Origin of the sequence: Gordonia gummivorans, assembly GCF_022513585.1 — a bacterium.
Taxonomy (GTDB): domain Bacteria; phylum Actinomycetota; class Actinomycetes; order Mycobacteriales; family Mycobacteriaceae; genus Gordonia.
On record NZ_JAKWBF010000002.1, the window covers coordinates 228,456 to 250,533 of the forward strand.

Below are 22,078 nucleotides of genomic sequence, written 5' to 3' on the forward strand. Positions count from 1 at the left end.
ACCTCAAGACACCGCTACTCCATCGAATGTGACATCGAGCGGTCCAGATCACATATCCGGTCAGACGGCCGGTTCCGGAACCGGCGCCTCCCCCGCGGTGATCCGCTCCTTGGACAAGAAGGCAATTGCGCACACCAGCGCGAGCGCGAACACCGCGGTGGCGAGCCAGAATCCGACGGTGATGGCATCGGCCGCGTGCTGCGGGATCGGTGTGCGGGTTGCCTGATGTTCGACACCGAGCACGATCGACCCGATGATCGCGACGCCCAACGTCCCACCCAGTTGGCGGATCGTCTGCACGATGCCCGACGCCTGGCTCAGTTCGTCGGCGCTGACGCGGGACAGCGCATCGGTATTGCTGGGCGAAAACACCAGTCCGAGAACGAATCCCGTAATGATCATGCCCGGCACCTGGGCCGCGTAGTCGAGATGCGGGAGGGCCAGTGTCCAGCAGAGCATTCCGACGGTCGCGATCGCCAGACCGGTGATCACCGGCGGCCGGTTGCCGGCACGGTCGTACCACCGCCCGCCGATCTGGGCGGCGACGGTGATCGGCAGGATCAGCGGCAACGACGCCAGGCCGGCCTTCATCGGGCTCATGTGCAGGAGGTCCTGCAGGTAGAGAGTCGAGAACAGGATCGCCGACAGCAGCGAGAACTGGACGAACCCGAGCGTCACGAGGTTCGCACTGAACGCACGACGCGCGAACATGCGGACCGCGACAAGCGGTGCAGCGCTGCGCCATTGAGTCACCACGAACGTGGTGGTAAGAACGAGGCCGGCCACCAGTGAGCCGATGGTCGCCACCGAGGTCCAGTGCCACGTGCTGCCCTGCTGCAGACCCAGCACTGTCAGCGACAGGCCGGTGACCAGCAGCACGGCCGCGCCCATGCTGACTTTCTCATCGCCGTTGCGCGTGTCGTCGGGGCGGGCGACGGCGACGAGGATCAGGGCGGCGACCCCGACCGGCACGTTCAGCCAGAACACGGCCCGCCAGCTGATCCACTCGGTGAGCGCCCCGCCGAGCAGCGGTCCGATCGCCAGAAAGATCTGCGACACACCGGCATACACCGCCATGGCCCGACCCCGCTCCGACACGGGAAAAGCGTCCATGACGATCTTCGCCGACACCGGCATCATCAGTGCGGCACCAAGACCCTGAACGGCGCGTGCGACGAGAATCCACGCTTCCCCACCGCCGCCTGGTGCGAGACCGCAGAAGATCGAGGCGACAAAGAAGACGGTCACACCGAGCCGGAAGCACGTGACCGCACCGTAGCGGCTGCCGAGTTTGCCGCCGAGGGCGACGCACGCCGCCATGGCCAGCACGTAGGCGTTGACCACCCACTGCTGCCCCGACGACGACGATCCGAGATCCCGGGTCATCGAGGGCAACGCCACGGTGACGACCGTCTGATCGAGCATGATCATCGACAACGCACCGGTCATCGCCAGCAGCGTCAGCCACCGGTTCCCGGCGAGTCGGGTGCGGCGTGGTGACAGGGCGCTCATCGCACACCGCCGACCACAGAACCCGTGCGGTTGGCAGCATGCGCCAGAACCCCGTCGAGCCAGTCGTAGACGACCGCGTCCCAGACCCGTTGTCCCAGACCGCCACAGTGACCGTCGACCCCCGACTCGGGGTCGGGCGCAAAGAGTTCCTTGGTGTCGACGGTGAGTGCGTCGAACAGATCCCGGCCCTGCCCACCGACCGGATCGTTCGGCGATTCGACGATCAAGGTGGGACAGCTGATCTCGGCGGCCCGGTCGATCATCGTGAAGCGCTTGAGTTCGTCGAGGTAGTCGGCGATGGTATCGAGACCGTGGCAGGCCATGCGTGAGGTGAAGAACTCGCGACGTTCGCGGCTGACCTTGCTGATCAGGGTCATCAGCGGTGCGGCGACGCGTTCCTTCCAGCCGCCGGGGATCTTTGCGCCCATATCCGGCTGCGCCGGATCGCACACCATCGCGGCCCACCGCGACTCTCCTGCGACACCGCGCGGGACGAGGTAGCCGGCAAACGAGCGGCCGACGGCGACCAGCCGATCGGTGTCGACGCCGGGAAGCGTCACCACCCGGTCGAGGATCTGGCCGAGCACCGATTCGTAGTCGGGGCGGAAATAGACACGGTCAAGGATGAGACTGGCACCCTGGCCCGGCCCCTCGACGCTGAGCACGTTGTATCCGCGAGCCAGCGCGCCCTGCGCGAACCCCCAACCCGACTCGGCGGTCGAATCGTAGCCGGCAGGCATGACGATCGTCGGGCGCGGTCGTTCGACGTCGGCCGACAGCCGGAACAGCCAGGCATGGATGTCGGTGCGTCGACCGTCGATGCCCGTGTAGGCGATCGACACGTTCTCGGCGACAATCGGGTTCGCGGTGTGCGGCAGCAATTCCATCGCCGGCCGAACGTGGTCCGGTGCGCCGCGAACGCATCCTGTAGTCGTTGGTCGTCGAGGTCGGACCGCAGGTAGAAGAACGCCTGTCGGTAGTACTCCGACGCCCGCAGGTAGGCAAGGTGCGCGGTGACGAGGTGGCCCGCGGTGTGGGCGGTCTCCGCGGCGTCACGCACCGACTCGGCGCGGGCGATCCATTGCGAGTACCAGCGCTCCGGCCGGTACTTGCCGCCGATCGCGTGCGCGGTCGAGTAGGCCTCGCCGAGGTCGGCGGCGCCGACGGCGGAGGCCTGCAAGGTGCGGCTGAACTGTCCGTCGAACTCTTCGTTGGCAAATGCCAGTCTCGATGTCATGGGAATCTCCGTGGTTGTGGTGGTTGGCGCTGAGACCAGGACACCGCGGAGTCCTCACAAAGTGCTCACATGCCGACGAACCGCTCGTGATCGCCAGTGCGCATCGCCTCGCGAGCCGCCGCCGAGCCGGTTCGCCACCCCGCTTCGAAACCGGCGTTGTCCTTATCTCGGCAGCCTCGGATCGCGTCGTGGGTGAACGGAAGGCGCGGCCAGTCCATGCCGGCGTCGGTGGCGTAGGCGCGCGACACCGCGAACGAGTGGGCGGCGCGCGTGATCTCACCGCCCGCCGCAAGGTGATTTCCGCGTTGTTCGACGGTGTCGCAGATCTGCACGCCGCCCGCGTCGAGGTAGGCACGGAACGCCTGGTCGTTCCAGCGCAACCCCATGCGGGGGTCTCCGTCGAACAAGGACCCGATACCCATGACCACTGCCGCGAGATGCATCGCCAGCGGGTCGGCGCGTTCGGTGCTGAGTGCCAGCGCGGTGTGCGCGTGCTCCAGGCTCGCCGCCATCTCACCGGCCACCAGCTCACACAAAGCCGACGTCGCGGTGACGAGCGCGACGATTCCGTCCGACGCCGAGCTGAGCGAAGCGGCAGCTCGCGCGACGTAGTCTCCCGCGAGTGCGTGGTCGTCACCGACCCACGCGGCCAGGGCCAGGGATGCAAGTCGGATCGTTCTTCTCTCCGGGTCCCGGTCGCCGGCCACGACGATTCTCTCGACGTCGTCGAAGGTGTAGGAGGTCAGCAGCTCGTGCGCCTCCTCGGCGGATTGGCTGTAGGCCAGCGCAGACCCCAGCGACAGGGTGACCACCGCAGTCGTACGCGGTGTGCACGCACCGGTTGTACAGGTGGCGGCAGCGTGCCGAAGAAGCCGGATGCCGTCGGCCAGCCGACGCCGGAGGAACCAGAACGGGCCGAGCGACTCGAGCAGGTCAGCGTGCTCGTCGAGACGACCGGGGGCGGCGACGACGCTCTCCAGAAAGTCGAGAACGGTCTGCATGTCGATGTCGACCCGTTCGAGGTCTGACGCCGAGGCAGGCATGCCGGTCAGCAGCGGCGTCTGCGCGAGCATGGTCGCTACGCACGACAATTCACCGGACCATCTTCCGCCGGCTGCGCCCCCACCCGCCGGCTGAGGCGCGAGCCTGCGAGCCTCGAAGCCCGTGGTGAGATGACAATGTCGTCTCACCAGGCCCTTCGAGGCTCTCGGCTAGCGCCTCGAGCACCTCTGGGAGCGGAAGAACGGCTCGTCGCCAGCTGCTCCTCACACCTCAGGGAGCGGAGGGAACAATCAGGCCTTGGTGACGTCGGCACTCACGTCGTCACCGAGTTCGATTGCTCCCGCACCGGACTCGGCGGCGTCGGCCACGTCGAACCGCACGGCAAGCACCTCACCGGCGATCAGGTCGGCATGGCGCTGCGCCCACGCGAGGCGCTCGGTGGGCACAACGAGTCGGACCTCGATGCGATCGGACACGTCCAGGCCGAGGGTGCGTCGGGCGTCCTGGAGTTCGCGGACACGGTCCTTGGCCCAGCCCTCGGACTCCAGTTCTTCGGTGACGGCGGTGTCGAGCACCACGAGACCACGTCCGCCTGGAAGCTCGGCAGTCGAATCTGGTTCGACCGCAACGAGTTTGCGCGAGTACTCACCCTCGACGAGGTCGATGCCGTCGGCGCTGACCACGTCCGTGCCGTCGGCATCCGCACGCACCGACCAGTTTCCGGCCTTGACCGCCTTGATGACCCGCTGCACATCCTTGCCCAGACGCGGGCCCGCCGCGCGCGCGTTGACCGCCAGCTCGAATCGCCCGTAGTCGGCGGTGTCGGTCGAGAGAGTGACGTCCTTGACGTTCATCTCGTCGGCGATGAGGCCGGTGAACGGGCGCAGCCGATCCGCGGTCGGCGACGCAACGGTCAAGCGCGGCAAGGGAAGCCGCACCCGCAGCTTGTTGGCCTTGCGGACGCTCGACGCCGTCGAGCACACCTGCTGCACGTCGTCCATGGCCGCGACGAGGTCGGCATCGGCGGGCAGTTCCTCGGCCGAGGGCCAATCCGTCAAGTGGACCGACCGCTGCCCGGTCAGCCCGCGCCAGATCGCCTCGGTCGCCAGCGGCAACAGCGGAGCCGCCAGCCGGCAGGCCACCTCGAGCACCGTGTACAGCGTGTCGAAGGCATCCGGATCGGCGTCCTGACCCGACCAGAACCGTGAACGGGAGCGTCGCACATACCAATTGGTCAGGGACTCCACCAATTCGCGGAACGACTCGCACGCACCGGCGATGTCGTAGACGTCGAGCGCCTCCGTCATGGTGTCCCGGGTCACCGCGAGCTTGGCCAAAATGTAGCGGTCCAGCACATGCGTCGAATCCGTCCGCCATGTGGCGGGACGCTCGGCGTACAACTGCAGGAAGCTGTAGCTGTTCCACAACGGCAGCAACGCCTGTCGGACACCCTCGCGGATGCCGCGTTCGGTCACCACCAGGTTGCCGCCGCGCAGCACCGGCGAGGCCATCAGGAACCAGCGCATCGCGTCCGAGCCGTCGCGGTCGAAGACCTCGTTGACATCGGGGTAGTTGCGCTTGGACTTCGACATCTTCTGTCCGTCGTCACCGAGGACGATGCCGTGCGCGATCACGCTCTTGAACGCCGGGCGGTCGAACAGCGCGGTGGCCAGGACATGCAGGTTGTAGAACCAGCCACGCGTCTGACCGTTGTATTCGACGATGAAGTCGCCCGGGTTGTGCGCCGGGGTGAGGTCATTCCCGTGACATTCCCCCGTCGCTTCGCTCGCCCCGTCGAACCACGCCGCATTCTCGAACGGGTAATGCACCTGCGCATACGGCATCGAACCGGACTCGAACCAGCAGTCGAGCACCTCGGGCACCCGACGCATCGTCGACCTGCCGGTCGGGTCGTCGGGGTTGGGCCGGGTCAGCTCGTCGATGTACGGGCGATGCAGATTGGTCGGACGCACGCCGAAGTCGCGTTCGAGGTCGTCGATCGAGCCGTATACGTCGATGCGCGGGTACTCGGGATCGTCGGAGATCCATACCGGAATCGGCGCTCCCCAGAAGCGGTTACGGCTGATGTTCCAGTCCCGGGCACCTTCGAGCCACTTGCCGAACTGCCCGTCGCGGATGTGTTCCGGAGACCAGACGATCTGCTTGTTCAGCTCGATCATCCGGTCCTTGATCGGATCGACCGCGACAAACCACGACGGAACCGCCATGTAGATCAACGGCTTTCCCGATCGCCAGGAGTGCGGATAGGAGTGCTCGATGGTCTCGTGGCGCACGATCTTGTCGGCACCCTTGAGATCCTTGATGATCACCGGGTTGGCGTCGAAGACCATCAGGCCCTCGTACGGCGGCACCTGCGCGGTGAAGCGTCCGCCCGGATCGAGCGGCTGCACCACCTCGATGCCGTTGGCGGTGGCCAGCTCCATGTCCTCTTCACCGAAAGCCGGTGCGAGGTGCACGATTCCGGTACCGCTGTCGGTGGTGACGTAGTCACCCAACAGGGTCCGGTGCGCGTTCGGATGACCCGTGAAGAAGTCGAACGGCGGTTCGTAGGAGAGGTTCTCGAGGTCGCGACCCTGGTACGTCCCCAACACTTCCGGTTCGGCGATCTCCTTGGCGTAGCTGCCCAGCAGCGCCTCGGCGAGCAGATACTGCTGTCCGTCGGCGGCCTTCACATGCACGTACGTGATCTCGGGATTGACGGCGATGGCGAGGTTCGACGGCAGGGTCCACGGAGTCGTCGTCCAGATGAGGGCGTTGACGCCGTCGAGCGGCGAACCGGGCGCACGCAAGGGCATCCGCACGGTGACGGCCGGGTCCTGACGCATCCGGTAGGCGTCGTCGAGCTTCGATTCCTGGTTGCTCAGCGGCGTCTGCTCATACCAGCTGTAGGGCAGCACCCGGTAGCCCTGATAGATCAATCCCTTGTCATGGAGTCGCTTGAAAGCCCACATCACCGACTCCATGAAGTCGATGTCGAGCGTCTTGTAGTCGTTGTCGAAGTCCACCCAGCGCGCCTGCCGGGTCACGTAGTCACGCCACTCACCGGTGTAGCGCAGCACGGAATCGCGGCAGAAGTCGTTGAACTTCTCGACGCCCATCTTCTCGATCTCGGCCTTGTCGGTGATCCCGAGTTGACGCTCGGCCTCCAGTTCGGCCGGCAGACCGTGGGTGTCCCAGCCGAAGCGTCGTTCGACGCGCTTCCCGAGCATGGTCTGGTAGCGCGGGACGACGTCCTTGACGTAGCCGGTGAGCAGGTGGCCGTAATGCGGGAGTCCGTTGGCGAACGGCGGGCCGTCGTAGAACACGAACTCTTCGGCGTCGGCACGATTAACGATCGATGCGGCGAAGGTGTCGTCGGAATCCCAATAGCGCAGGACGTGCTGCTCGACGTCGGGGAAGGACGGAGCGCTGCGTCCGGTGCCGTCGGTCATGTCGACCAGCGGGTACACCCGTTGGGATTGTGCTGCGTTGTCCGCATGGGGGCTGTCCGCGTCGCTCACGGTAGGTCTCCTCGTGCCAGTCGTATCGGGCACGGGGACGCACACCTGAGGTCTGCGCGGTACCACCCCGCTTGCGCCGGCCGGGGCCGACGCCGCTCATGAACCATCATGGTTCGGTGGCTGTCACGGGCCACTCCCGCCTGGTTCTACTGGGAATCGCGAAAATCAGCCGCGAGTCTGTTCTTCCAGGTGCTCCCCGGTGATGGCCGGATCAATGCGCAGTCCAGTGTAGCGACCGCTCGCCGTCGGTAGCCAATCCATCTATCAGTCGAGTGGCGGACGCCAATTGGGATCGAGCGGGTCGAACTTGGGCTTCGGTTGAGGTTGCTCTGGGCGCCGCGGCGCGGACCCCGGAGACATCGGGGGCATCTGGGGCGGCCCAGATCGGTTCCCCGGCGGCCGAGCGCCCGGCGGAGGACCATAACCGCCCGCTGGACGAGGCGGCGGTGGAGATGTCCTCTGGGGAGGCAACTCGCCGCCCACGGATCGCAGGTAGTCCTGCAGTCCACCTTCTCGGGGAGGTTCGGGACTCGGCTCGGCCGGCAATGCTGCGTGTCGGCCGCTGTCGGTGCCTTCGTCTCCGCGGATTCCCGCTGTACCGGGCGACGCCACATCCGGCTCGGATTCGACCGGATGAGAATCGCCGCGGTCCGAGTCGTGCGGTACGCGGCTCTCGCCCCCATCGCGATCGTCTTGATCCGGTTCGTCGTCCCCGGCGCCCGGCACCATCTCTTCGATGGACCGAGACCCACGGCGACCCGAACCGATCACATCGACCAGCAGGAAGGCCAGCCCGACGAGGCAGATGACGATACAGGCGACGGCAAGCCACACCTGACCGGTGATCAGACCGAGGACGAGCAACACGAACCCGACGAGGGTCGCGGCCAAAGCCAAGGTCAGCACGTCACCTGCCTAGTCTGTGTTCGACGCGAGCTCAGCTCGGCGAGTAACTGCTGTACCCACCGCTGCCCGGGTCACTCGAGAACGACGCGTCGGGACGTCCGTTCTCCACCGGCGCGGCGCTGCCACGCTGCTGCAGCTCTTCGAGCTGAGACTCCAGGTAGGTCTTCAGGCGGGTACGGTACTCGCGCTCGAACGTCTTGAGCTGCTCGATGCGGCCTTCGAGAACACCACGCTGCTGATTGATCGTGCCCATGATCTCGCTGTGCTTGCGCTCGGCGTCGCTCTGCAGTGCGTCGGCCCGCTCTTGAGCCTGTCGGAGCTGAGCCTCCGACCGGGTCTGCGCGTCGGCGAGGATCGCCTCGGAGCGCTGGCGCGCGTCGGCCAGCATGCTGTCGGACTTGGTCTGCGCCTCCGAGACCATCGCGTCGGCCCGCGAGTGGGCGTCAGCGAGCATTGCGTCGGCGTCGGCGCGTGCGCTTCCGGTGAGACGATCTGCGGTGTCCTGGGCCAGCGCCAGCACGCGCGCGGCGCGGACGTTGGAGTCGTCGTCCACCGGCGCGACGGGTGCTGCGACCGGGGCCGGAGCAGGAGTCGGTTCGGGGGTGGCGACGGCGAACGCCTGAGTACGGTCGTCGGTCGTCGGCGTACCGCCCGACGACTTGGCGTCGGCCAGCTCGCCTTCGAGCTCTTCGACGCGCTGTTTCAGATCCGAGTTCTCCTCGATGAGGCGCGCCAGCTCCGCCTCGACGAAGTCGAGGAACTGGTCTACTTCGTCCTCGTTGTAGCCGCGCTTACCGATAGGCGGTTTGCTGAACGCGACGTTGTGCACATCAGCTGGTGTCAGCCGCATGTCGGTTCCCCTCATGTCGTTTGGAGCTTGTCTTCAGTTTGCGGGACGCGCAGCCCGGGCGGGCCGGGTCGCCGGATCCATGTGTCCGGTCTCTCGACCCATTCTCCAGGCTGCACTACTCATACATACCAGTCAAAATCTGTAACTGGCGTCCCATCCTGTCACATCCGAACCGTTCGTTGCAGTGCTTCGATGCGCTCTCGCAATGAAACGGTCACTCGATGATGACATTTAACGGTAGAACATCACACCATTCGCACGATAGCCACCTGGGATTTCGAGGTCGACCAATCGTGGTACGGGAGTACCGATCGTCGGCATGAATGTGCCGACAGCAGGTTTCAGATCAGGCCGGTTGCCATCGCAAGAGCCGACGCCATTGCTTGATTGCGCAGGCCAGACACGATGTTCATGGCGATGATGACGACGATCATCACGATCATCAGGGAAAGATCGAGCCGGACCGGGCCCAACGGAATCGGGGGCAGTACGCGGCGAAGCGCTTTGATCGGCGGGTCGGTGCTCGTGAAGATCACTTCGAGAATGATCACCGTCACACCGGTCGGGCGCCATTCGCGAGCAAAAGTTCGCACCAGTTCCACCACGAGCCGAGCCAACAGGAGCAGCCAGAAGATCAGCAAGAGGAAATACAAGACACCCCAGATAACCGCCACACGTCAAGATTGCCTGAAAAGTCGGACAGAGGGCGAATCGGCCACGTCGTCGCAGGTCAGTACTCACCAGAAGTCGGGCGACTGTTAGGGCGCGGCCGCGCGTGAGGTCACCTTCGCTCACGGGAGGCCGATCTCCGCCGGCACAAAAGTAGGGGAAGAAACTCGTCCCCTACTTCTGGAGTCCTCCCCGCGAATTTTCTCGCGGACGACTCAACAAGCAGGGGCAGAAAGTAGGGGAAGAACCTTTCCCTACCCTTGGTGTCCTCCCCTAGAAGATCCTCGCGGACGACTGTGAACCTCGGGGAAGAAGTTCTTCCCCTAGATTTTGCGAGCACGGCACCGACGCATTTCCCCAGCTCACGGGGACGGTCACCGACCTCGTCGAGTGAGGCCGACGGAAGTCTGTACGCACCAGGCCGGCCAAGTGGATTGTCCACTTGGCCGGCCTGGTGGGTACAAATTGCGGAGGTCAGGGACCCGAGTCAGCTGTGGTTGTAGAAACCGGTCTCGGCGATCTTTCGACGATCCTCTGCCGAGACATCGACGTCGGCCGGCGACAGGAGGAACACCTTGGTGGCGACCTTGTCGAACGATCCGCGCAGTGCGAAGGCCAGTCCGGCGGCGAAGTCGACGAGGCGCTTGGCGTCGTCGTTGCTCATGTCGACGAGGTCCATGATGACGGGGTTGCCGTCGCGGAAGCGCTCACCGATCGTGCGTGCCTCGCTGTAGTCCGACGGGCGCAGCGTGGTGATCTTCTGCAGCGGGCTGTCGGCGAACACCCGCTCGAGCTCGGCACGCTGTTCGGCGCTCATCGGCCGCGATCCGGCGGCGGAGCGCAGCGCCGAGTTGCTCGAACGCTGCAGCGGCTCGAGGCGGCCGCCGCGCATGTCGGCGGTCGGGCGGACCCGATCCATGGACTCGGCGGTCGGACGTGCGCCGGCATAGGCGTACTCGGGTTCGTATCCGCCGGCGAAACGACGGTCCTCGACGTAGGCGAGGTCGGCGTCGCGGTATCCGACCGCCCGCAGCGGCTCACCGTAGCCGGGTTCATAACCGCCGTCGCCCGCGTAGTAATCGTCGCGGTAGTCATCCCGGTAATCGTCGGCCCCGCGATAATCGTCCCGGTAACCGCGCTGCGAGCCGCGCATGGGCGGAACCGACTCGTCGAGGTAGTCATCCTCGTACTCGCTCGGCGGCACCATGCCGAAATATGCCTTGAACTTCTGCATCGTGGTCATGTCGGCCTCCCTGTCGTGCGACTCCGCTGCGCAGCCGTGCCTGTGTTGCTTGTGTTGACGATGTTTTGTTTGTGCACTTTGGTTCTGTTGTTACCAATGTGATTACTGAGAGAGTAGCGGCCGTTCCCCCATGATCGCGGTTCCGACACGCACGCATGTCGAGCCATGTGCGACGGCGATTTCGAGGTCGCCCGACATTCCCGCCGACAGCACTCGCGCGTCGGGGAATCGCGCAGTGAAGTCGTGCTGGATTCGCGCGAGCTCGGACATCCAGCGGTCCGCGTCGCCGGCAAGTGGTGCGATCGCCATCAGTCCCCGCAGGTCGAGCGCTTCCTGCTCGGCAACGCGTTCGGCGACTGCCGACAAGTCGCCTTCTACCAGGCCACCTCGGTGCGGGTCCCCGTCGAGGCTCACCTGCAGCAGCACGCCCAGCGGCGCGTCGCGATCGCCATCGTCGAGTGCCGTCGCCGCGGCATCGGCGAGACGGTCGACCAGCCTCGTTCGATCCACCGATTGAACCTGCCGGGCCCAGCGCGCGACACCGCCCGCTTTCTTGGTCTGCACAGACCCGATCATGTCGAAGGTCGGCGGCGGTGTCGCCGACGCGGCCCGCACCTCGGCGATCTTGCGACCCGCCTCCGGCTCGCGGGACTCACCGAACGTGCGGACGCCGAGTTCGATGAGTCGCTCCACGTCCGACGCCGGGAAGAACTTTGTCACCACAAGCAGTTCCACCGATCCCGGTGTGCGTCCGGCGGAGTCGACGGCGGTCGCCAATCGCTCCTGCACAAGCTTCAGTCGCTCGGCCAACTCGGTGCTTCGCGCGTCCGGACTCGGCCCGTCCCCGGCGTGATCGTCGCCCTCAGGCATCGCCGTCTCCGGACTCGGCGTCACCCGCAACCGGCTCCAGGTCGGGGTCCATCCAGATCACCGACGCCAACCGTCCGGTGGGGGCGCCGCGTCGATGGCTGAACAGCGTGGGGTCGGAGATCGTGCACCGCGGGTCCACCGCGACCGCACCCACCCCGGCGTGCAGGAGTTGCCTGCGCAGACCCGCCCGCAAGTCCAGACCCGGTGTGCCTCTTGTGGTTCGGGAGGCACTGCCGGGCAGGTGCTTGTCCACATCCTGTTGCATCTCGGCCGGCACTTCGTACCGTTCGCCACTGGCCGCAGGCCCCAGGAACGCGCCGATCCGCTCGACCTGCGCGCCGAGTTCGACCATGGCACGCAAGGTGGCCGGGATGATCCCGATGCGGGCACCGACGCGGCCCGCGTGCACTCCCGCGATCACGCCGGCCTCGTCGTCGCTGAGCAGAACCGGAACGCAATCGGCACTCAACACGGCCAGCGCCAGACCGGGCGTGGTGGTGACCAACGCGTCGGTCGCGGGCACCGGCGCGGTGACCGGGGCGTCGACAACCGTCACCGTGCGGCTGTGGATCTGTTCCATCCAGACCACCGACCCCGGTGCCACCCCTATCTGTTCTGCCAGCCGAATCCGGTTGGCCGCCACGGACTTCGGATCGTCACCAACATGGTCGCCCAGATTGAACGAATCGTAGGGCGCCGCGGAGACGCCGCCGGCCCGGGTGGTGACCACACGACGCACCCGCATCGTGCCTCAGCGCTTCATGAAGGACGGCACGTCGACGTCATCGTCGTCGAGCCGTACGCTGTTGCGCCGCGGCGCTTCCTGCTCGCGGCCCGAGAACGGGTCGCCGCCACCGGCGGGCATGTCACCGAACAGCGGGTCGTTCTTGCGGGCGGTCGTGACCGCACCCGCCTGACCCTGGCCCACCGCGGTGTGGCCGGTGGCCGCCGCGGGAACCTCGGTGCGCTTGCGCGGCGCACCGCCGTCGAAACCGGCCGCGATCACGGTGACGCGCACCTCGTCGCCGAGGTTGTCGTCGATCACCGTGCCGAAGATGATGTTCGCGTCCTCGTGCGCCGCCTCCTGCACCTGCGTGGCGGCATTGTGGATCTCGAAGAGGCCGAGGTCGCTACCGCCGGCGATCGAGATGAGAACGCCACGTGCGCCTTCCATCGACGCCTCGAGCAGCGGCGAGTTGATGGCCGACTCGGCGGCCTTCTTGGCGCGATCCTCACCGCGCGAGGAGCCGATGCCCATCAGTGCGCTGCCCGCGTCGCTCATCACGCCCTTGACGTCGGCGAAGTCGACGTTGATCAGGCCCGGCGTGGTGATCAGGTCGGTGATGCCCTGGACGCCGTTGAGGAGGACCTCGTCGGCGCTGCGGAAGGCGTCCATCAGGCTCACCTGGGCGTCACCGAGCTGCAGGAGCCGGTCATTGGGGATGACGATCAAGGTGTCGCAGGATTCGCGTAGCGCAGTGATGCCGTTCTCGGCCTGATTGCCGCGGCGCTTGCCCTCGAAGGCGAACGGCCGGGTCACCACACCAACAGTGAGCGCTCCGAGCTTGCGCGCGATCTGGGCCACCACCGGTGCGCCGCCGGTGCCGGTGCCGCCGCCCTCGCCCGCGGTGACGAAGACCATGTCGGCGCCCTTGAGGAGCTCCTCGATCTCGTCGCGGGCATCCTCGGCGGCGCGGCGTCCGACCTCGGGGTCGGCGCCGGCGCCCAGGCCGCGGGTGGAGTCGCGTCCGACGTCGAGCTTGACGTCGGCATCGCTCATCAACAGCGCCTGCGCGTCGGTGTTGATCGCGATGAACTCCACCCCCTTGAGGCCCTGCTCGATCATGCGGTTGACGGCGTTGACGCCGCCGCCGCCGATGCCGACGACCTTGATCACGGCCAGGTAGTTGTGCGGTGGCGTCATGCGCTCGCCTTCCTTGTTTTCGATCATCGAACTGTCTCGGTCGTGCGGTTGTCTTCACCTACCGTCGAAACCCTAAACCTGAACCATAGATTTAGAGTTATGTCAAGTAGTTCTGTGTTGGTCGCAACGCTAGGCATCGACGGCCCGGGTAGCCAGGTTCATCGTCGGCGTGTCGTGAAGTCGGCCGCAGAAATCTCCGCGCAGCGGCGACGCGGATCACTTGTAGGCGGGGTACTCCGGGCTCGACACGTTGTACATCGACGCCTTGCGCGTCAGCAGATCTCCGAGTGTGCGCGCCTTCTCGTCCCCGTGGTCGCTGTCCCCCCACACCACCGTGCGCTTGCCGGTGAGCGTGAACTCGATCGCGACAGGCGATGTCGCGGTCACCCGGATCACCTGCCGCAGCAACGGTTCCGGCAGGCCGGCAACCGCCGCAAGAGTCGCCTTGGTGGTCGGATCGGTCGGGCCGGGATTGGAAGTGACGAGTTCCGGAAGCTTGAGGACCTCCGGCGGAACACCTTCTCGCCGATCGTAGTTCAGGTAGGAGACCCCGGTCCGATCGAGCACGTGCACCTTGGTGTGGTCGTTGATGATGACCCTCGGCGTGCGTTCGGTGACCGTGATCAGCAACGACGACGGGTACGAGCGCTGGACCCGGACCGATTCGACCGATGGGATCGCGGCGATCCGCTGGGCGACGGCCCGGGTGTCGACCTGCAGGAGCGGAGTGCCGTCGGACACCTGGGCCACCCGCAGGATCTCGTCGGTGGGCACCACCTTGTTGTCCTGCACGTCGGTACTGCGCACCGACATCAGGGGCGTGAGATAGGCGATGAGGACCAGGCCCACCACGACCGCCACCACCATCGTGGCGGCGTAGAGCCGGCGCAACCGAGGAGACCGTGCGGCCATCATGAGACGCGTCCCGGTCGGCTGCCGGTATCCGGAATCGTGTCGGTATCCGAGTCTCCCAGGGCCGCAAGGATCTCCGGCCCCTGCATGGTGATGTCACCCGCGCCGAGCGTGAGGACCACGTCGCCGGGCCGGGCGATGTCGGCGACCTGCGCCGCGAGTCGGGACAGATCCGGCGCGAAGACCGCGGGAACATGCAGGCGGTCGGTGATGATACGACCGCTGACCCCCGGGATCGGCTGCTCACGCGCGCCATAGACATCGGCCACCACCGCGGCGTCGGCGAGGTCGAGGGCGGCGGCGAAATCGTCGGCGAAGTCGACGGTCCGCGAATACAGGTGGGGCTGGAACACGGCGATCACCCGTCCCTTGCCGCCTTCGTTCGCCGGCCGCGACGCGATCATGTCGCGCGCGGCGGTGAGTACGGCCGCGACCTCCGTCGGATGGTGGGCGTAGTCGTCGATCACGTCCACCCCACCGCGATGGCCACGGAACTCGAAACGCCGGTGGACGCCGCCGAAGGCACCGATCCCGCGGACCGTCTGGTCGAGATCGGCACCGAGCCGGACGCACCCGACGACCGCGCCGATCCCGTTGAGCGACATGTGCTTCCCCGGAAGCGTCAGCGTGAGCGTGTGTTCGGACGGCTGTGCGACGAGCGGCTCGGAGAACCGCACCCGCGCCTGCCCGCCGATCCCGCGCGCCTGCCGGGACAGCAGTTCCGCGGCGTGGACCACGCCTGGCGCGCTCGACGCGAACTCGCCTGCGCCGTAACCGAGGACGGCGACGCCACGCTCGTGCAACCGGCTCGCCACCCGTCCACCGAGGGCGGCAGCACCCGGATCGTCGAGGCAGACGACCAGGGTGCCACCGTCGGCGACCCGGTCGGCGAAGTCGTCGAACACCGCCACGTAGCGTTCGATGGTGCCGAAGAAGTCGAGATGGTCGACGTCGATGTTGGTCACCACCACCACGTCGGGCGTGTACTCGAGCAGCGATCCGTCACTCTCGTCGGCCTCCGCGACGAAGAGTCCGTCGCTGCCGTGGTGGGCGTTGGTCCCCGACTCGTTGAGTTCGCCGCCGATGGCGAAGGATGGGTCGTGTCCGCCGCGCTGCAGCGCGACCACCGACATCGACGTCGTCGACGTCTTGCCGTGGGTGCCGGCGATCAGCAGAGTGCGGTGGCCGGCCATGAGCTCGGCGAGGACGTGGGGACGCAAGAGGATCGGGATCCCGCGTGAGCGGGCTGCCACGAGTTCGGGATTCGTCTTCGGGATCGCCGCGTACGTGGTGACGACGACCGACGGGCCGCCGGGCAGCTGGTCGAGGGCCGAGGGGTCGTGGCCCACCTGAATCCGCGCGCCACGAGTCCGCAGTTCGAGGATGGCGCGGCTGTTCTTGGCGTCGGACCCCGACACCTGGCCTCCGCGCGCCAACAGGATGCGGGCGAGCCCGGACATCCCGGCCCCGCCGATCCCGACCATGTGCACGCGTTGGAGCTGTTCGGGCAACGATCCGACCACACCGGTCACCGGTCCGTTCGTCACGTCGTCACCTCCCACCTCTCCTCATCCGCCCACCAGCGGACTCACCCTGCGCCTGCCTGTCAGGAGCACCACTCTCAATTGTCACCGTCGATCGCTGGAACCGTGTGAGCGAAACGCCCCCAGGAGCCGGGTGCGGTGCTCGCCGGCACGGAATTGTGCCGCCAGCTCGAGCGCTGCGGACGCGACCGCAGACGCTGCGTCACGATGCCCGGTGCCGGCGGCCGCAACCGACATCGCGGCCAGTCGGTCGTCGTCGGACAGCAGTGCGGGGATCTCGCGGGACACCCAGTCGGGCGACACGTCGTCGTTGTCGACCAGGATGCCTCCCCCGGCCTGGACCACCGGCAGCGCATTCAGTCGTTGTTCGCCGTTGCCGTGCGGCAATGGCACGTAGACGGCCGGCAGTCCGGTCGCCGACACCTCGGCGACGGTCATCGCACCCGAACGGCACATGACCAGGTCCGCGGCCGCGTAGGCGAGGTCCATCCGTTTGAGGTATCCGACCGCGCGGTAGGGCGGGGCGCCGTCGGGCACCGTCGGATGAATCGAGTTCTTGGGGCCGTAGGCGTGCAGGACTCCGATGCCCGCATTGCCCAGGACGGGTGCCGCACCTGCGACGGCGTCGTTGAGCCGCTGGGCTCCCTGCGAGCCACCGAAGACCAGCAGTGTCGGCGCGTCGTCGTCGAGTCCGAAGTAGTGCCGTGCCTTGGCGCGCAGTTCGGCCCTGTCGAGTTCGGCGAGCACACCCCGGACCGGAATCCCGACGACCTGTGCGTCGGGCAGGCCGGACCCGTCGACCGCAGCCATCACGCGGTCGGCGAATCGTGCACCGACCTTGTTGGCGATCCCGGCGCTCGCGTTGGCTTCGTGGATGACGATCGGAATCCGACTGCGCCCCCGGAAATGTGTCTGTGCGGCGAGGTAGGCGGGCAGCGCCACGTATCCGCCGAAGCCGATGACGACGTCGGCGGATACGGCCGCCAGAACCTTGCGCGTCGCCGTGACCGAGCGCAGCAACCGGCCGGGCGTACGGGCCAGTTCCAGGCCGGGCTTACGCGGCAGGGGCACTGGCGGGATCAGCTCGAGGTCGTAGCCGCGCTCGGGTACCAGCGTCTGCTCGAGACCCTTCGTGGTCCCGAGGGCGGTGATGCGGGCGGTGGGATCGAGGAGCCGTACGGCGTCGGCGACCGCGAGCGCGGGTTCGATGTGACCGGCCGTTCCCCCGCCCGCGACGACCACCGACAGCGGCCTCGGCGACCCTGCCTGTGCTATATCACTATGTCCTGCAGCTGAATTCACTCGCGCTTCCATCCGTCTCTATCGAGTCCGTGCGCTCGGACGATACGTCGCGCCCGATCCCCCGAACCGCCCGGCACCTGCCCCATCCGGCCGCGCTGCGCGACGCGCAGCGGCACCCGGATTGCCGGAGCCCCGCGCACTCCCCGAACGAGGCGGCACCCAGCGCGCCGAGGCCGCGGTGGCGTAGCGCGTGCCGTGGCCGGAATGCCCGTTACGGTAGTCGACCCGTCCGCGATTCGTCGCGGCCGGTTGTCGCGGACCGCGCGCGGGCTCGGGGTCGGCACCCCGGCGCCACGGTGGCGTGAATCCACGACGAGGTTCGGCCTGCTGGTCTGCGCCTCGGCGCGCCCGGTTCGGCGGTGGTGGCTGGCCCCGGCGGCGGCCGCGGCCGGCGGGCGGCGGCGGGGTCCGCCGTCGACCCAGCATGCCGCCACGGCCGGCCGATGGTGGTTTGTGACCGCGTCGCTGGTCCATCCGGTCCCGCAGCGTCTCGGCCCGGGTCTTGCGGTAGGCCACCGGGGTCGGCAACCGCAGTAGTCGCGACACCCGGGACGGTCGTCCGGTGGTGAGGGCGGCCACGGCTTCCGGTTCGTGTCGGGCCGCGTTCGCGAGCAGACCGAGCATCGCCAGCACCGTCAGCGTCGAGGTGCCGCCCGCCGACAGCAGCGGCAGCTGGATGCCGGTGACCGGCAGCAGACCGATCACATAACCGATGTTGATCAGCGCCTGCGCGATGATCAACACGGTGATGGTCGCCGCCATCAGCCGCAGGAACGGGTCGGTGGATCGATGAGCGATGCGGAAGCCGACGTAGGCGAGCACGACGAACAAGAACACCACCAGCAGTCCGCCGAGCAAGCCCAGTTCCTCGCCGATGATGGCGAAGATGAAGTCGTTGTGCGCGTTCGGCAGGTAGTTCCACTTCGCCCGGCTCTGCCCCAGTCCGACGCCGAACACGCCGCCGTTGGCCAAGGCGTAGGTCGCCTGCCGTTCCTGGTAGCCCGCGCCCTGCGGGTCGTCGATGTTGTTCAGGAAGCTCATGACGCGCTGCGACCGATAACCCTCGACAAGGGCCAGCATGACCGCGATGCCGATCGCGGAGACGGCGAAGGTGAGAAACACCTTGACCGGCAGCCCGGCGAACCACAGCAGCGCCCCGATGATGATCGCGATGGTGATCGTGGTGCTGAGGTTGGGTTCGAGAATGATCAGCAGACAGATCAGCATGCCCACCGGGACGAGTGGGACGAGCAACTCACGCAGTGACGCATTCTCCTGGCGACGCGAGGCGAGCAGATGCGCACCCCACACGCAGAGTGCCACCTTGACCAGCTCCGACGGCTGCACCGACAACCCGTAGACGACGAACCATCGTCGGGCACCCTGACTGAGCGTGCCGAGTCCGGGGACCAGTACCAGCGCCAGCAAGATGGTGGTCACGATCATCAGCGGCGCGGCGGCTCGGCGCAGGAACCGAACCGGGACACGAAGCGTCACGTAGAAGACGAAGAATCCCAGGAACGCGAAGATCACCTGGGTGGAGAACAGGCCGTAGGCCGAGCCGTCCTTCGAATAGCCCTCGACCGATGACGCCGAGAGCACCATCACCAGGCCGAAGGCGGTCAGCAGAAAGCCCAGCGTCAGGATCAGGTGGTACGACGCGAGCGGTCGCGCGAGCAGGCTGCGCACCGCCTCGGCGACGGTTGCCGGCAGCGACGCGGTGGTCGCGGCCGCAGACTTCGCCACCTCGACCTTCGCCACCTCGACTTTCGCGGCGCGACTCGTGCCGCGCGAGCTCTTCTCGACCCCGACGACAGCTTGTGCGGCGTCGTCGTTTACAGCGTCGTCGGAAGCGCCCTGGGTCTCGCCGTTGTCGTCTGCCGGCTCGGAGGTGCCGCGACCACGGGTGTCTGCCTTCACCCGCGACGTCATCGACGCGACGCCTCGACGTCGGCGATGCGTCGGGCGGCCGCCGCGAAGGCGTCGCCACGGCGTCCGTAGCCGGCGAACATGTCCAGGGATGCGGCGGCGGGTGCCAGCAGGATCGCATCCGGCGTCGTGTCGGCGGTCACCGCGAGCTGCCACGCCTCGGCGACGGCACGCTCCATCACGGCGATGGCCGGGTCGGCCGGTGGCTCGGCGACAAGGTGCTCCGACGACGCTTCAAGGACGGCCGAATCCGCTCGATGGACGTTCACCCCGCCATCGTCCCCTGTGAATACTGTGACGTTTGGGACTTCTGGGGCGTGTCGCGCGATCGCGTCGGCGATGATGTCCCGATCTCGGCCGATCGACACCACTCCGGCCAACCGATCTCGGATGGCCTCGATCATCTCGACCACCGACGCACCCTTGAGCAGCCCGCCCGCGATCAAGACGACGCGAGGGTAGGCCGCGACCGCCGCCTGCGCGGCGTGCGGATTGGTGGCCTTGGAGTCGTCGACGAAGCGGATCCCCCGGCTCTGCGCGACCACCTCCCCGCGATGGGCCGCCGGCCGAAAGGCGGTGAGCCCGTCGATGATGGCCCGGGCGTCGATGCCCGCCGCGAGTGCGAGTGCCGCGGCCGCCAGGGCGTCGGAGACACCAGAAGGGCCCGGCGGGTGAATCGTGTCGACCGCGACCAGGGCGCCCGCCCCAAACGCGCGGTCGAGGAGGTGCCCGTCGGCGACACCGAGTTCGCCGGCATCGGGCGTCGACAAGGTGAAGCCGACCCGGCGTCCCTCAGCCGGCAACGATGCCGCCACCGCGTCGTCGAGTCCCACCACCGCGACTGCACCGGTCAGCGCACCTGCCTTGGCCGCCGCGTAGGCATCGAAGGAGCCATGCCAGTCGAGATGATCCTCGGCGACATTGAGGACCACCCCCGCCTCGGGGCGAACCGACGGCGCCCAATGCAGTTGGAAGGACGACAGTTCGACGCAGAGAACCTCCACGCGCGGAGTCATCCGCATCGCATCCAGGACCGGCAGGCCGATGTTGCCGCACGCGATGCCCACCCGTCCGGATGCCTCGACGATGTCGGCGAGCATCGAGGTCGTGGTGGTCTTGCCGTTGGTCCCGGTGACCACCAGCCACGTCCGGGGTTCGCCGAGTGCGCCCGCGCGGTCGAGACGCCAGGCGAGTTCCACCTCGCCCCACACCGGGACCGACGCCGTTGCCGCGGCCCGGACGAGCGGATGGTCGGGCGCGAAACCCGGCGAGACCACCACCAGTTCGGTCCGCATGGTCCAGTCCGGGTCGTCGAGCACCTCGTCGGCGGCAACCAGCGCGGCACCACGGCCGAACAGATCTTCGGCACCGTTGACCACCGAACGCGCCGCGGCCTGCTGCTCGGGCGACGCGGTGGTCGATACGAATCGGGTGTCGGCGAGGGTGACCCGCGCGCCGACGTCGATCAGGTAGCGGGCCGCCGACATCCCGGCCGTACCGGCGCCGGCGACCAGAACCGCGCGACCCGCCAGGTCTCCTGCCCCGGTGGGCCGCTCAGCCATTGGCGGTGAGGAATTCGCCGTAGAACAGCGACAGCCCGAGGGCGCATGCGATCGCGGTGAGCAGCCAGAACCTGATGATCACCGTGGTCTCGGCCCAGCCACCCAATTCGAAGTGATGGTGGAACGGCGCCATGCGGAACACTCGACGCCCGGTGGTGCGGAAGAACGCGATCTGGATCACCACCGACATGATCTCCGCGACGAACAGTGCGCCGATGACGACGGCGAGCAGTTCCGTGCGCGAGCAGATCGACAGGCCGGCCAGCATGCCGCCGAGCGCGAGGGAACCGGTGTCGCCCATGAAGATCTTGGCGGGCGCCGCGTTCCACCACAGGAAGCCCATACACGCCCCGCCGCCGGCGATCGCGATGAGCGCCAGGTCCAGCGGGTCACGCACCGGATAACAGGCGCTGGAGATCTCGGTCGTCGGCTTGGCGCCGCCGCGGCACGCGTTGACGAACTGGAAAAACGTGACCAGCACGTAGGAGCCGAGCACCATGGCCATCGACCCGGCAGCCAGGCCGTCGAGCCCGTCGGTGAAGTTGACTGCATTCGACCACGCGGCGACCACCAGCCAGCAGAACACCACGAACGCGACCGATCCCATCGAGATGGCGTTGATGTCGCGCACGTACGACAGGTTGATGCTCGCGGGTGTGTAGTCGTACTCGTTGTGGAACTGCAGGACGAGCACGCCGAACAGGATCGCGGCCCCGAACTGGCCGATCGACTTCGCAGTCTTGTTGAGACCGAGGTTGCGGTGCTTGCGGATCTTGATGATGTCGTCGAGGAACCCCACACCGCCGAGCACGGTCGCCAGGCCGAGGACCAGCAGACCCGACGCGGTGGGACCGTTTCCGCCGTCGATGAACAGGCCGGCCAGATGCGAACCGAAGTAGCCCGCCCAGAGCGCGGCGATGATCGCCACGCCGCCCATCGACGGCGTGCCACGTTTGGTCTGGTGGCTCTGGGGGCCTTCGACGCGGATCTCCTGGCCGAATCCCTGGCGCGAGAACACCTTGATGAGCACCGGGGTGAGCAGAATCGAGACCGCCACGGCGATCGCACCCGCGATGAGGATCTGTGTCACTGTGC

General features: G+C 67.3%; 18 protein-coding genes. 1 reads left to right on the forward strand and 17 read right to left on the reverse strand.

Going from position 1 to position 22,078, the window contains the following annotated elements; all coding sequences use genetic code 11:
• Nucleotides 1-60: 60 nt before the first annotated feature.
• Together MKW15_RS02890 and MKW15_RS02895 are read right to left on the reverse strand one after the other, a co-directional pair.
• Complete coding sequence (locus tag MKW15_RS02890) at nt 61-1,512, reverse strand: MFS transporter (protein ID WP_240855993.1); 1,452 nt, start codon at nt 1,510-1,512, stop codon at nt 61-63.
• On the reverse strand, nt 1,509-2,399 hold the full coding sequence (locus tag MKW15_RS02895) for an alpha/beta hydrolase family protein (RefSeq protein ID WP_240855994.1): 891 nt from the start codon (nt 2,397-2,399) through the stop codon (nt 1,509-1,511). Before MKW15_RS02895 ends, MKW15_RS02890 begins: the two co-directional genes overlap by 4 nt.
• 126 nt (nt 2,400-2,525) lie before the next feature.
• Here MKW15_RS02895 and MKW15_RS24340 point away from each other — a divergent pair, with 126 nt between their 5' ends.
• Nucleotides 2,526-2,651: a hypothetical protein gene (locus MKW15_RS24340; RefSeq protein WP_276614520.1), complete on the forward strand. Its 126-nt coding sequence runs from the start codon at nt 2,526-2,528 to the stop codon at nt 2,649-2,651.
• Between the two features lie 163 nt (nt 2,652-2,814).
• Here the strand turns inward: MKW15_RS24340 and MKW15_RS02900 are convergent, their stop codons facing one another.
• From MKW15_RS02900 to mraY, 15 genes are all read right to left on the reverse strand, one after another.
• A complete protein-coding gene (locus MKW15_RS02900; RefSeq protein ID WP_240855995.1) occupies nt 2,815-3,822 on the reverse strand; it encodes a hypothetical protein in 1,008 nt (335 codons plus the stop codon).
• 219 nt (nt 3,823-4,041) lie between these two features.
• Nucleotides 4,042-7,203, reverse strand: coding sequence for an isoleucine--tRNA ligase (gene ileS / locus MKW15_RS02905; protein ID WP_240856067.1), 3,162 nt, complete (start codon nt 7,201-7,203; stop codon nt 4,042-4,044).
• Nucleotides 7,204-7,536: 333 nt separating this feature from the next.
• On the reverse strand, nt 7,537-8,178 hold the full coding sequence (locus MKW15_RS02910; RefSeq protein WP_240855996.1) for a hypothetical protein: 642 nt from the start codon (nt 8,176-8,178) through the stop codon (nt 7,537-7,539).
• A gap of 31 nt (nt 8,179-8,209) precedes the next feature.
• Nucleotides 8,210-9,028 carry a DivIVA-like cell division protein Wag31 gene (gene wag31, locus MKW15_RS02915; protein WP_240855997.1) on the reverse strand — a complete coding sequence of 273 codons (819 nt, stop codon included), beginning with the start codon at nt 9,026-9,028 and terminating at the stop codon, nt 8,210-8,212.
• 341 nt (nt 9,029-9,369) lie between these two features.
• Complete coding sequence (locus MKW15_RS02920; protein ID WP_240855998.1) at nt 9,370-9,702, reverse strand: YggT family protein; 333 nt, start codon at nt 9,700-9,702, stop codon at nt 9,370-9,372.
• 482 nt (nt 9,703-10,184) lie between these two features.
• Nucleotides 10,185-10,940: a cell division protein SepF gene (locus tag MKW15_RS02925; protein WP_240855999.1), complete on the reverse strand. Its 756-nt coding sequence runs from the start codon at nt 10,938-10,940 to the stop codon at nt 10,185-10,187.
• Between the two features lie 102 nt (nt 10,941-11,042).
• Nucleotides 11,043-11,810, reverse strand: a complete 768-nt coding sequence (locus MKW15_RS02930) for a YggS family pyridoxal phosphate-dependent enzyme (RefSeq protein ID WP_240856000.1) — start codon at nt 11,808-11,810, stop codon at nt 11,043-11,045.
• Nucleotides 11,803-12,555, reverse strand: coding sequence for a peptidoglycan editing factor PgeF (gene pgeF, locus MKW15_RS02935; protein ID WP_240856001.1), 753 nt, complete (start codon nt 12,553-12,555; stop codon nt 11,803-11,805). Before pgeF ends, MKW15_RS02930 begins: the two co-directional genes overlap by 8 nt.
• Nucleotides 12,556-12,561: 6 nt before the next feature.
• A complete protein-coding gene (ftsZ, locus tag MKW15_RS02940) occupies nt 12,562-13,734 on the reverse strand; it encodes a cell division protein FtsZ (RefSeq protein WP_240856002.1) in 1,173 nt (390 codons plus the stop codon).
• Nucleotides 13,735-13,950: 216 nt separating this feature from the next.
• The gene (locus MKW15_RS02945; protein WP_240856003.1) at nt 13,951-14,649 is read right to left on the reverse strand and encodes a cell division protein FtsQ/DivIB; all 699 of its coding nucleotides are present in this window, start codon (nt 14,647-14,649) and stop codon (nt 13,951-13,953) included.
• Nucleotides 14,646-16,130 carry a UDP-N-acetylmuramate--L-alanine ligase gene (gene murC, locus MKW15_RS02950; RefSeq protein WP_240856070.1) on the reverse strand — a complete coding sequence of 495 codons (1,485 nt, stop codon included), beginning with the start codon at nt 16,128-16,130 and terminating at the stop codon, nt 14,646-14,648. The genes MKW15_RS02945 and murC overlap by 4 nt, the downstream gene beginning before the upstream one ends.
• A gap of 144 nt (nt 16,131-16,274) precedes the next feature.
• Nucleotides 16,275-17,432, reverse strand: coding sequence for an undecaprenyldiphospho-muramoylpentapeptide beta-N-acetylglucosaminyltransferase (murG, locus tag MKW15_RS02955; RefSeq protein WP_374246018.1), 1,158 nt, complete (start codon nt 17,430-17,432; stop codon nt 16,275-16,277).
• A 78-nt stretch (nt 17,433-17,510) separates the two neighbouring features.
• Nucleotides 17,511-19,424 carry a putative lipid II flippase FtsW gene (gene ftsW, locus MKW15_RS02960; RefSeq protein ID WP_240856005.1) on the reverse strand — a complete coding sequence of 638 codons (1,914 nt, stop codon included), beginning with the start codon at nt 19,422-19,424 and terminating at the stop codon, nt 17,511-17,513.
• Nucleotides 19,421-20,983: a UDP-N-acetylmuramoyl-L-alanine--D-glutamate ligase gene (murD, locus tag MKW15_RS02965; RefSeq protein ID WP_240856006.1), complete on the reverse strand. Its 1,563-nt coding sequence runs from the start codon at nt 20,981-20,983 to the stop codon at nt 19,421-19,423. The genes ftsW and murD overlap by 4 nt, the downstream gene beginning before the upstream one ends.
• Nucleotides 20,976-22,073 carry a phospho-N-acetylmuramoyl-pentapeptide-transferase gene (gene mraY / locus MKW15_RS02970; RefSeq protein WP_240856008.1) on the reverse strand — a complete coding sequence of 366 codons (1,098 nt, stop codon included), beginning with the start codon at nt 22,071-22,073 and terminating at the stop codon, nt 20,976-20,978. Before mraY ends, murD begins: the two co-directional genes overlap by 8 nt.
• Nucleotides 22,074-22,078 lie beyond the last annotated feature (5 nt).